The sequence below is a fragment of the Trebonia sp. genome (genome assembly GCF_049794275.1).
Lineage (GTDB): Bacteria > Actinomycetota > Actinomycetes > Streptosporangiales > Streptosporangiaceae > Trebonia.
Window position 1 is genome coordinate 1 of sequence record NZ_JBARCR010000520.1, and the last position, 11,580, is coordinate 11,580.

Here is an 11,580-nt window from a genome sequence, read left to right on the forward strand (position 1 = left end):
CGCGGCACCTCCAAGGCCGAAACCGCCTTCGGCTCCGGCGACTTCACCTGCGACTACGCCTGGCCGGAGCCGGACCCGTCGCCCGTCACGACGATCGCCTGGCGGCTGGCCCACCTGCAGGTCGGCGTCTTCGGCCAGCGCGCCGCGTCCCACTTCGGCGGCCCGGCGATCAGCTACCAGACCTACGACTACCCGGGCGACGCGGCCACCGCGCTGTCCCGCCTTGACGCGGCCTACGCCGCGTGGGCGGCGGGCGTCGCCGCCCTGGACCCCGAGGGCCTGGCCCGCCCCATCGGCCAGGCCGAAGGCCCGTTCGCCGCCGAGCCGATGGCGCAGCTTATCCTCCACATCAACCGCGAAGCGCTGCACCACGGCGCGGAAATCTCGCTCCTCCGCGACCTCTACCGCTGGCGCGACTAGCCACTAACCCCTCCGCCCGCACCCCTCCGCCCCGCACCCCTCCGCCCGCACCCCTCCGCTGATAACAGCAAGAAGCGCAAGCGCGGCCCGTTAGCGCTGAAGATCCGGCCCCTATTTGGGGCCAAATCCCCAGCGTTAGCCAACCTTCGATGATAACAGCAAGAAGCGGCCGCAGCGCGGCGCCCGCCCGCCAGCCTGCTGCTACGACAGCCTTGCTTGCTACGGCAGCATGGCCAGGAGTTCCTGGCGGTTTGGGCCCGGGAACCGGGACGGCGGCAGGGCCGCGGCGATGGTCCTGACGTGGGTGGCGAAACCGGGGCGGGATACGAGGTCTTCCGGGAGCGCCAGCATGAAGGTCAGCTCGAGGAACGCGCGGAAGGCGTCCGCGTCCACCATCATGGCGGCCGAGACGTCCTGCACGACCTGGACCTCTGGGCTGGCCGGGGCTAGGGCCGGAGGGCGGCCTTCGATGGCCGCGGCGACCTGGGCGGCGCGCTGCCGGTCCACCTGCGTCGTCGCCCGGTACCACGGCAGGACCCGTTTCCTGGTCAGCCGGTCGTGCTCCACCGCCAGGGCGGCCGGATCGTCGAGGTGGGCGCCGACGGCCTCCGCGGTTGCCAGTGCGTGCATGAGGCCGATGGAAATGCCGCGGCCGAGCGACGGGTTCGTGCATGCCCACGAGTCGCCGACGGTGAGCAGCCCGGTCACGACCGGCGCCGTGCAGATCACGGTCCGGCGCAGCCGGTCGGAGATGCCGGCCGCGGCCAGCATCCCGGTGATCGGCTTCAGGTTCAGGATCGGGGCGTGCATCGGGCAGGCGCTGATCAGCTTCGTGAAGCCGGCCTCTTCGCGCAGTCCCCGCAGCGCGTGATCGCGCGCGCTGAGCACGATCGTCGCGCTCCAGGTGCCGGTGTCCGAAGGGAGGACGAGCACCGAGTAGGAGTCGTAGTGGAACAGGCCCGCAGGGATCGGCAGCGGTCCGCCCGCGTCGGGCGGCGCCTGGAAGAAGCGGCCGTAGTAGACGAAGCCGAGGTCTTCGGATTCCTCGGCAGGGGCGTCGGCCCCGATGGCGGCCAGCCAGCCGGGCAGCGGCGACCGGCGGCCCGAGGCGTCGATGACCAGGTCGGCGGGGAGCTCAGAGCCGCGCAGCTGGACGCCTGTCACCCGTCGGCGCCCGTCGGACAGCAGTCCGGTGACGTGCACGTCGCGGCGGACGTCCACGGCCGATTCCGCGACGGTGGCCATCGCGTACTCGAGCAGCTGACGGCGCGCGGCCAGGGTGGCGAACCGCTCGTCGCCAGGCCGCGGCGCACGATCGGTGACGCTGGGCGGCATGGTGGCGAGTCCGTTGTGATGCGGGGCGCCCGAGGCGGCCAGCAGGGCCGTCACCTGGGGCAGGTGCTCGTCGAGCAGCTGCCTGCCCCGCGGCAGGAGGAAGTTCACCAGGCGGAACTGCATGACTCCCGGGCGGGCCCAGTCGCCGGTCGCCTCCTCCGGCGTCTTCGGCGGCGGCTCAGGGTCGCGTTCCAGGACGGTGACGTCGTGCCCCTGCTTCGCTATCAGCAGCGACGTGGCCAGGCCAATGAGGCCGCCGCCCACGACAATGACGCGTGGCATTTCAACTGGACCCCCTCGTGCGAATACCCCGATGGGGCCCACTTTCGCACGGCGGGCGAATGACGGGAACCCCAGTCTTTCGCCGCTAGGGTGCGCGATTTTGTGGAATCCGGACCCCCATTTTTGTGACCACAGCAGCGGATGGTAAAGCGGAGCCGACGTACGTGAGAACTTTGCGGAGGAGTGGGCGGTTAAGTGCCCTACCCGGTCGTACGCCTGGATCGGGTTCCGCTTAGGATCAGGGCGTGGGTGACCGAATCGTTACCTGGCCGAATGCCCTGAGCGCCGCCAGGCTGCTCGGCGTTCCCGTGTTCCTTTGGCTGGTTCTCGGCCCGCGGACCGCGACCAGCGACCTGATCGCGGCGGGCATCCTCGGGCTGGCCGGCATCACCGACTGGCTCGACGGGAAGCTGGCGCGGATGCTCAACCAGCAAAGCAGGCTCGGCGCGCTGCTCGATCCGGCCGCCGACCGGCTGTACATCGCCGCTACGGTCATCGCGCTGGCCGTCCGCGGGATCATGCCGTGGTGGCTGTTCGGCGCGATCGCCGGGCGGGAGCTGATCGTGGGGGTCGCCCTACTCGTGCTGCAGCGCCGCACGGTCTACGGTGCGCTCCAGGTGAGTTTTGTTGGCAAAACTGCAACTTTGTGTCTTATGTATGCGTTTCCCTTGTTGTTCCTCGGAGCTCACAGCGGGACGACGGCCGAGGTCGTCCGCGTGCTCGGGTGGGCGTTCGCCATCTGGGGTATCGCCTTGTACTGGTGGGCGGCGATGCTGTATCTCACGCAGGTAAGAGACCTTGTGAGGGAATCGGGCATGGAAGGAGCGGCTACGTCTTGAAGGCCGTCGTCATGGCGGGCGGTGAGGGCACTCGGCTCCGCCCAATGACCGCCAACCAGCCCAAGCCGTTGCTGCCGGTAGCGAACCGGCCGATCATGGAGCACGTCCTGCGGCTGCTCAAGAGGCACGGGTTCGAGGAGACCATCGTCACCGTGCAGTTCCTCGCGGCGCTGGTGCGGAACTACTTCGGTGACGGCGAGGACGTCGGCATGTTCCTGCAGTACGCGACCGAGGAGATGCCGCTCGGCACCGCGGGCAGCGTGAAGAACGCCGAGGACGCGCTCAAGGACAGCCCCTTCCTGGTCATCTCCGGCGACGCGCTGACGGACATGGACCTGACCGAGATGTGCCGGTTCCACAAGGAGAACGGCGCCCTGGTCACCGTCGGGCTCACGCGGGTGCCCGACCCGCTGGAGTTCGGCATCGTGATCGCGGACGAGGACGGGCGGATCCAGCGGTTCCTCGAGAAACCGACCTGGGGGCAGGTGTTCTCCGACACGGTGAATACCGGCGTGTACATCATGGAGCCCGAGGTGCTGGCGGAGGTCTCGGCGAAGGAGTCGGTCGACTGGTCGCACGACGTGTTCCCCAAGCTGCTGGCGCGCGGTGCGCCGATCTTCGGCTACATCTCCGACAAGTACTGGGAAGACGTCGGCACGCTAGAGAGCTACATGAAGGCCCAGGCGGACGTGCTGAGCGGCAAGGTCGAGGTCGACATCGCCGGCTTCGAGGTCTCGCCCGGCATGTGGATCGCCGAGGGCGCCGACGTGGACCCGGACGCGGTGCTGAAGGGGCCGCTCGTCATCGGCGACTACGCGAAGATCGAGGCGGGCGCGACCATCCGCGAGTACAGCGTGATCGGCGCCAACGTGGTGGTCAAGGAGGGCGCGTTCATCCACCGCGCGGTGGTGCACAACAACGTGTTCGTCGGCCAGGGCACCACGCTGCGCGGCTGCGTGGTCGGCAAGAACACCGACGTGATGCGGCTGGCGCGGATCGAGGAGGCCGCGGTGATCGGCGACGAGTGCGTGGTCGAGCCCGAGGCGTACATCTCCGCCGGGGTGAAGGTCTACCCGTTCAAGACCATCGAGGCGGGTGCCGTCGTCAACACCAGCGTGGTGTGGGAGTCGCGGGGGCAGCGCACGCTGTTCGGCCAGCGCGGCGTGTCCGGACTGATCAACGTGGAGGTGACGCCCGAGCTGTGCGTCCGGCTGGCCTCCGCGTACGCGACCATGCTTAAGAAGGGGTCGACAGTCACCACGTCCCGCGACGTATCCCGCGCCGCCCGCACCCTCAAGCGGGCCGTGCAGAGCGCGCTCAACGCGAGCGCGATCAACGTGATGGACCTGGAGGCGCTGCCGCTGCCGGTGGCCCGGTACGAGACCGCGCGGTCTGACTACAGCGGCGGCATCGCGCTGCGCACCACGCCGGGGGACAGCCAGTCGATCGACATCATCTTCCTCGACGAGCGCGGGGCCGAGCTGTCCCAGGCCGCGCAGCGACGGCTAGAGCGGGTGTTCTCCCGGCAGGAGTTCCGGCGGGCGTTCCCTGGCGAGATCGCCGAGCTGTCCTACCCGCCGCGCGTCGTGGAGTGGTACACCCACGAGCTGCTCCGCTCCGTCAACCTGAACGGGGTCCGCGACGCAGACCTGAAGGTGGTGGCGGACTGCGCGGGTGGCACCGTGTCGCTGGTGCTGCCCACGCTGCTCGGCCGCATCGGCGTCGAGGTGCACACGCTGAACAACCGGCTCGACGAGGTCACCCCGACCCAGACCGTCGCGCAGCAGCGCGCCGGCATGCAGCGGCTCGCCGAGGTGGTGTCGTCGTCCCGGGCGACGTTCGGGGTCCGTTTCGACCCGGTCGGCGAGCGGATCCAGCTCGTCGACGAGCAGGGCGCCCTCGTCAGCGACGAGCGTGCCCTCCTCGTCGTGCTCGACCTGGTGGCGGCCGAGCGCCGGCGCGGCCGGGTGGCGCTGCCGGTGAACACGACCCGGGTGGCCGAGCAGGTCTGCCGGTTCCACGGTGTCCAGGTGACCTGGACCGGGACGTCGCAGGAGGCGCTGACGACCGCGGCCGCGGCCGACGACGTGATCTTCGCGGCCGACGGGCGCGGCGGGTTCGTCGTCCCGTCGTTCGCGCGGACGGTCGACGGGATCACCGCGTTCGTGATGCTGCTCGGGCTGGTGGCGCGGACCCGGCTGACCCTCAGCCAGATCGACGCCCGCATCCCGCAGGCGCACCTGCTGCGCCGGTCGATACCCACGCCGTGGGCGGCCAAGGGATCGGTGATGCGGACGGTCGTCGAGGCGGCCGCGGACCAGTCGGTGGACACCACCGACGGGGTGCGGATCATCGATCCCGACCGGGGCTGGGTGCTCGTGCTGCCAGACCCGGCCGACGCGGTCACCCATCTGTGGGCGGAGGGCACCGATGCCGACAACGCGCAGCTATTGCTCGACGAGTGGGCGACGGTCGTGGAGCAGGCCGACCAGTGAGGGCTGGCTGGTCAGACGGTCAGCTACGTCGCCAGCCAGGGGCAATCCCGTTAACAGCGGCTAATAACCCCCCCTCATTCAGGTAATCTGTATTGATTACGCAGACGTGCGGATTCGCGGTGCGCAAGGTATGGGCTGCGCGCGCCGGATGAGCTGTCGTCGCGCCCGTTACCGGAGGTGAAGCGGCTGTGTGGCGGAAAGGTCGCGAACGCGACGGCGCGCCCAGAGGCGGGCTACGCCGGCTCTTCGCGTGGCGCATGGACCGGCAGCCCTCCGCACAGGTACCTTTGGCATCGTCGCCGGAAACGATGCTGCGCGAAGGTACCATGCCAGGAGAGGGGAGGCCGAGCGAGGCTATGCCAGGTGTGTACTGCGCGCGATGCAGCCGGCCGAACCCCGAGGGGGCCAGGTACTGCTCGAACTGCGGTGCCCCGCTGACCCGCGCCGCGACCGGAAGCTGGCCCGCGGCCGGCCAGGGAGACCGTCCTGGCGAGACGACCTCGATGATCTCGCCGGTGGCCGGCGAGCCCGAGTACGCCGACGAGCTGGCGCCCGACTACTCCGCCGTCGAGTCGCTCCCGCCGGGCACCGCGCTGCTCGTCGTGCTCCGCGGTCCGAACGCGGGCAGCCGCTTCCTGCTCGACCACGACTTCACCAGCACCGGCCGCCATCCGGACAGCGACATCTTCCTCGACGACGTGACGGTCTCCCGGCGACACGCCGAGTTCTACCGGCACGGGAGTGACCGGTTCACCGTGCGTGACGTTGGTAGCCTGAATGGCACCTACGTAAACCGGGAGCGGATCGAGGAGGCCGAGTTGTTCGGGGGCGATGAGGTGCAGATCGGCAAGTTCCGGCTGCTGTTCCTGACCCGCAGCCCGGAAGTCGGCAGGCGTCGGGGACCTGGAGCGCAGGGTTACGCATGACGGGCGGCGACCGCTCGGCGCTCGCCCGCGGTATACCGGCACGCGGCGGCTCTGCCCGGGCTCTCGTCGGCATCGGACAGGTGCTGGAAGAACTGCGCCAGGAATTCCCTGACGTCAGCCCGTCGAAGATCCGGTTCCTCGAGGCGGAGGGCCTCATCGCGCCCGAGCGCGCCTCGTCCGGCTACCGCAGGTTCGCGGTCGCCGACATCGAACGGCTGCGGTTCATCCTGACCGCGCAGCGCGACGAGTACCTGCCGCTCCGGGTGATCAAGGAGCGGCTCGACGCCCTGTCCGGTGACGGCGGCGCCGGAGCGGCCGCGTCCGCCGCCGCGCTGACCCGCAGCGAGCTGCTCGAGGCGACCGGCGCCGACGAGGTGCTGCTCGCCGAGCTCGAGGACTACGGCCTTGTTCGCCACGCGCGGGCATACGGAACCGAAGCGCTGACCGTCGTCCGCTGCGCGGTGGCGGTGCGCGAGTACGGCATCCAGCCACGCCACCTCCGCGCGGTCAAGGCGGCCGCCGACCGCGAGATTTCCCTGGTAGAACAGGTGGTCGCGCCGCTCGCCAGGCAGAAGGGCAGCCGCGAGCCCGCGCTGCGCGCCGCCCGCGACGTCGCCGCGCACATCGCCAGGCTGCACGCCACGCTGGTCGAAGACGGACTTACCGATGCCGGGCTCGCATCGGGGCCACCTGCGGCGGGTACACCACACAACGTGCCCAGGGAACCGGCGGGACTCCGGTCGGCGTCCGGGCGATAGCGGGTGTAGTTTGGCAAGAAGAGTGATTCGGTTGGCTTAGCGTCGCCGGTCGTCGGGTATGGCGGGCGTCGCACGGCACGTGGGAGGACGGAGCTCTAGTGCGGCGGATGGAGGTCGTCGGCGTCCGGGTCGAGATGCCGTCCAACAGCCCGATCGTCCTGTTGAAAGAGGCGCAGGGAGACCGTTACCTGCCCATCTGGATAGGGGCGGTAGAGGCGACCGCGATCGCCTTCGCCCAGCAGGGCATGGTCTCGCTGCGCCCGCTGACCCACGACTTGTTCCGCGACGTGCTCGAGGTACTGAACGTGCAGCTGCGCACGGTCAACATCACCGCCCTGCGGGACGGGATCTTCTACGCCGACCTGGTGTTCTCTAACGGAGCCGAGGTCAGCGCCCGGCCGTCGGACTCCATCGCGCTGGCGCTCCGTACCGGCGCGGCGATCTTCGCGACCGACGAGATCCTCGACGAGGCCGGCGTGGCGATCCCTGACGAGCAGGAGGACGAGGTCGAGAAGTTCCGCGAGTTTCTCGACACGATCTCTCCCGAGGACTTCGGCCGCTCCACCTGAGCTCCGCGTCTTGCCTGGTGACAGGTGAGCTGCCCCGTTTCGTCCGTTAATGTGGCGACGCGCCGTCGGTGATCGTTGACGTGTGACCCGGGGCGGCTTACGGTGCGAATGCCGGAGATAGTCACAGGAGGTGGCCGTGTCGGTAACAAAGGGTGGGTCCGGGGCTGGCCAAGGTCAGGGCACGGGTCAGGGCACGCTCTTCGATGGCGACGCCGACCTGGGTTACCGCGGGCCGACCGCCTGTCACGCGGCCGGGATCACCTACCGCCAGCTGGACTACTGGGCCCGCACCAGGCTGGTGGAGCCGAGCGTCCGCGCGGCGCACGGGTCCGGCTCGCAGCGGCTGTACAGCTTCCGCGACATCCTGGTGCTCAAGGTCGTCAAGCGGCTGCTGGACACCGGGATCTCGCTGCAGCAGATCCGCGCCGCGGTCCAGCACCTGCGTGACCACGGCAGCGAGGACCTCGCCCAGGTCACGCTCATGAGCGACGGGGTGAGCGTGTACGAGTGCACCTCGCCTGACGAGGTGGTCGACTTGCTCGCCGGCGGGCAGGGCGTGTTCGGCATCGCGCTCGGCCGGGTCTGGCAGGAAGTCGCCGGCGAACTGGCCGAGATGCCCGCCGTCCGCGCCGAGGACGGCCTGATCGTCACCGGCAACCCCGACGAGCTCACGGCGCGCCGCACGCGCAAGATCGGGTTACCTGCCAGCCAGGTCATGATCGGCTAGACTCAGTACCGCGTTACAGCCAGTTATCCCGCCCGGGAGAGACCGTGGGCGTTCGCCGCACCACGGCGCCGAAGGGGCAACAGTTTCCCCGGAACCTCTCAGGCACCAAGGACCAGGCGGGACAGGCGACTCTGGAGCCGGATCGGTGACAGACGGGGAGCCCTGATCGGGGAGGCTCCTTTGACCGCCGATTTGCCCGTTTTCACCGCTCGTGATCTGTTCGCGGCACGCCACATCGGCCCGTCGGCCGAAGACCAGCGGGCCATGCTCGCCGCACTCGGCTACGCCACCCTTGACGACCTGACTGCCGCCGCGCTCCCGCCGGGAACCCGGCCGCCCGCGTCGCTGGCGACGCTGCCCGCCGCGCGGACCGAGCAGGAGGCCCTCGCGGAACTGCGGCGGATTGCCGCCCGCAACACCGTCCGGGTCTCCATGATCGGGCAGGGCTACTACGGCACGATCACGCCGCCGGTGATCCGGCGCAACCTGCTGGAGAACCCCGCCTGGTACACGGCCTACACGCCGTACCAGCCGGAGATCTCGCAGGGCCGCCTCGAGGCGCTGCTCAACTTCCAGACGATGGTCGCCGACCTGACCGGGCTGGCGGTCGCCAACGCCTCCCTGCTCGACGAGGCCAGCGCCGCCGCGGAGGCGATGACGCTCGCCCGCCGGGTCGCCGGACCGAAGGCGGGCAACGTCTTCCTCGCCGACGCGGACTGCCTCCCGCAGACCCTGGACGTGCTGCGCACCCGCGCGCTGCCGCTCGGCATCGACCTTCGCATCGTCCCGCTCACCGCGGAAACGGACTTCGGCGGGGCCATCAACGGGGCCTTCGGCGTCCTGCTGCAGTATCCCGGCGCGTCCGGAGAAGTCCGCGACCTCGCCCCCGTGATCGAGGCCGCCCACGCCGCTAGCGCGACGGTAACCGTGGCCGCCGACATTCTGGCGCTGACGCTGCTCAAGCCCCCCGGCGAGCTAGGCGCCGACGTGGCGATCGGCTCCACGCAGCGGTTCGGCGTGCCGATGTTCTTCGGCGGCCCGCACGCCGCCTACATGGCCGTCCGCGAGGACCTGCGCAGGCAGCTGCCTGGCCGCCTCGTGGGCGTCTCGATGGACGCCGACGGCCACCCCGCGTACCGGCTGGCGCTGCAGGCGCGCGAGCAGCACATCCGCCGCGAGAAGGCCACCAGCAACATCTGCACCGCCCAGGTGCTGCTCGCCGTGGCGGCCAGCATGTACGCCTGCTACCACGGGGCCGATGGCCTGACCGCGATCGCGCGGGGTGCTCATCGCAGCGCCGCTACCCTCGCCGCCACCGTCCGCTCTTACGGTCTCCGAACGGGGCGTGGCGTCTCCTTCGACACCATCCGGGTCCTGCTGCCGGGGCCGGCCGAGGCGCGCCGCGCCGTGCGGCGCGCCGCGGAGGCGGGCTACCACCTGTACGACGCGGGCGACGGCGTGGTGCAGGTGGCGTGCGACGAGACGACCACCCCGGCGCACCTGCGCGACGTGGTCGCCTCCCTCGTCGGCAGCGGGCTGGACAGCGGCGACGTGGTGCTGGTCGCGGCGGACGAGGACGCCATCCCGGCGGCGCTGGCCCGCACCTCCAAGTTCCTGACCCACCCGGTATTCAGCGCGCACCGCAGCGAGACCGCGATGCTCCGCTACCTGCGGCGGCTGTCCGACCTCGACGTGGCGCTCGACCGGTCGATGATCCCCCTCGGGTCCTGCACGATGAAGCTGAACGCGGCGGCCGAGATGGAGGCCATCACCTGGCCGGAGTTCGCCGGGCTGCACCCGCTGGCACCGGCCGGGGACGCGGCCGGCTACCTCGAGCTGATCGGCGAACTGGAGGCGTGGCTGTGCGCCATCACCGGCTATGACGCCTGCTCCCTGCAGCCGAACGCCGGTTCCCAGGGCGAACTCGCCGGCCTGCTCGCCATCCGGGGCTACCACCAGTCGCGCGGCGAGGGCGAGCGGGACGTCTGCCTGATCCCGGAGTCGGCGCACGGCACCAACGCCGCGTCGGCGGTCCTCGCGGGGCTCCGGGTAGCGGTCGTCAAATGCGGCGCCGACGGCGCGATCTCGCTGGACGGGCTGCGGTCGGCGCTGGCGGCGCACGACGGCCGGGTCGCGGCGATCATGCTGACCTACCCCTCCACTAACGGCGTCTACGAGACCACGATCACCGAGGTCTGCGACCTGGTGCACGAGGCGGGCGGCCAGGTCTACATCGACGGCGCGAACCTCAACGCGCTGGCCGGCCTCGCGTCGCCCGCGCTGCTCGGCGGCGACGTGTCGCACCTGAACCTGCACAAGACATTCTGCATCCCGCACGGTGGCGGCGGCCCGGGCGTCGGTCCGGTCGCGGCCCGCGCCCACCTGGCGCCGTTCCTGCCCGGCGCTTCCGAAGCGGGCCCGGTCGCGGCCGCCCGCTACGGATCGGCGGGCGTGCTGCCGATCTCGTGGGCGTACATCGCGATGATGGGCGCCGACGGCCTGCGGCGGGCGACCCAGGTGGCGGTGCTCTCGGCGAACTACGTCGCCCGCCGGCTGGCGCCATACTTCCCCGTGCTGCACGCGGGCCGGGACGACCTCGTCGCCCACGAGTGCATCGTGGACCTGCGCAGGCTGCCAGGCGGGATCACCGTCGAGGACGTGGCAAAGCGGCTGATCGACTACGGCTTCCACGCGCCCACGATGTCGTTCCCTGTGGCCGGCACGTTCATGATCGAGCCGACCGAGAGCGAGAGCCTCGCCGAGATCGACGAGTTCTGCGACGCGATGATCTCGATCAAGGCCGAGATCGACAAGGTCGCCAGCGGCGAGCGCGACGCCACCGACAACCCGCTGAAGAACGCGCCGCACACCGCGGAGATGCTGATCGCGGGGGAGTGGAAGCACCCGTACCCGCCCGCCGAGGGCGGCTACCCCGGCCCGGCCGGGGCGGCAGGCTTCCCGGCACGCCGCCGGGCGAAGTACTGGCCACCGGTGCGCCGCATTGACCAGGCGTACGGCGACCGCCACCTCGTCTGCGCCTGCCCGCCCCCGCAGGCCTTCGAGTAACAGCAAGCCTTCGAATAAGAGCAAGCCTTCGAGTAGCCATCGATAAACGTGTAAAGCCGCAGCAAAGCGGTCACGCGGTAACCGTAAAGTAGCCGCGTGGCTACAACACGTGGTATTAGGCTGAGCGCTATCCATGGATAGGTCGCGGTTCCCGCTGCTACAC

9 protein-coding genes and 1 riboswitch are annotated in these 11,580 nt (G+C 70.3%); of the genes, 8 read left to right on the forward strand and 1 reads right to left on the reverse strand.

Annotated features, from left to right (window positions below; genetic code table 11):
- Positions 1-420, forward strand: a 420-nt coding sequence (locus WA805_RS14275; protein ID WP_425242561.1) for a DinB family protein, incomplete at its 5' end; no start/stop codon positions are given.
- A gap of 219 nt (positions 421-639) precedes the next feature.
- Here the strand turns inward: WA805_RS14275 and WA805_RS14280 are convergent.
- A complete protein-coding gene (locus tag WA805_RS14280; RefSeq protein WP_425242562.1) occupies positions 640-2,037 on the reverse strand; it encodes an FAD-dependent oxidoreductase in 1,398 nt (465 codons plus the stop codon).
- Between the two features lie 245 nt (positions 2,038-2,282).
- On the opposite strand from WA805_RS14280, the gene WA805_RS14285 reads away from it, so the two are divergent.
- The 7 genes from WA805_RS14285 to gcvP all read left to right on the forward strand — a co-directional run bounded on the left by WA805_RS14285 (position 2,283) and on the right by gcvP (position 11,417).
- The gene (locus tag WA805_RS14285) at positions 2,283-2,876 is read left to right on the forward strand and encodes a CDP-alcohol phosphatidyltransferase family protein (RefSeq protein WP_422274050.1); all 594 of its coding nucleotides are present in this window, start codon (positions 2,283-2,285) and stop codon (positions 2,874-2,876) included.
- Positions 2,873-5,371, forward strand: coding sequence for a sugar phosphate nucleotidyltransferase (locus tag WA805_RS14290; protein WP_422274052.1), 2,499 nt, complete (start codon positions 2,873-2,875; stop codon positions 5,369-5,371). Before WA805_RS14285 ends, WA805_RS14290 begins: the two co-directional genes overlap by 4 nt.
- A 356-nt stretch (positions 5,372-5,727) precedes the next feature.
- Complete coding sequence (locus WA805_RS14295) at positions 5,728-6,297, forward strand: FHA domain-containing protein (RefSeq protein ID WP_422285341.1); 570 nt, start codon at positions 5,728-5,730, stop codon at positions 6,295-6,297.
- The gene (locus WA805_RS14300; RefSeq protein ID WP_422274056.1) at positions 6,294-7,055 is read left to right on the forward strand and encodes a MerR family transcriptional regulator; all 762 of its coding nucleotides are present in this window, start codon (positions 6,294-6,296) and stop codon (positions 7,053-7,055) included. The genes WA805_RS14295 and WA805_RS14300 overlap by 4 nt, the downstream gene beginning before the upstream one ends.
- 98 nt (positions 7,056-7,153) lie before the next feature.
- Positions 7,154-7,624: a bifunctional nuclease family protein gene (locus tag WA805_RS14305; RefSeq protein ID WP_422274058.1), complete on the forward strand. Its 471-nt coding sequence runs from the start codon at positions 7,154-7,156 to the stop codon at positions 7,622-7,624.
- Between the two features lie 130 nt (positions 7,625-7,754).
- Entirely contained in the window at positions 7,755-8,351 is a 597-nt protein-coding gene (locus WA805_RS14310) for a MerR family transcriptional regulator (protein ID WP_422274060.1), read from the forward strand.
- 23 nt (positions 8,352-8,374) lie between these two features.
- Positions 8,375-8,476: riboswitch (glycine riboswitch) on the forward strand.
- Positions 8,477-8,531: 55 nt separating this feature from the next.
- Complete coding sequence (gcvP, locus tag WA805_RS14315; protein ID WP_425242563.1) at positions 8,532-11,417, forward strand: aminomethyl-transferring glycine dehydrogenase; 2,886 nt, start codon at positions 8,532-8,534, stop codon at positions 11,415-11,417.
- The last annotated feature ends 163 nt before the right edge of the window (positions 11,418-11,580 follow it).

What these genes read in the sequence shown, in the direction of transcription:
- WA805_RS14280 (WP_425242562.1), bottom strand. Translation starts at nt 2,037, where the DNA reads ATGCCACGCGTCATTGTCGTGGGCGGCGGCCTCATTGGCCTGGCCACG.
- WA805_RS14295 (WP_422285341.1), top strand. Translation starts at nt 5,728, where the DNA reads ATGCCAGGTGTGTACTGCGCGCGATGCAGCCGGCCGAACCCCGAGGGG.
- WA805_RS14300 (WP_422274056.1), top strand. Translation starts at nt 6,294, where the DNA reads ATGACGGGCGGCGACCGCTCGGCGCTCGCCCGCGGTATACCGGCACGC.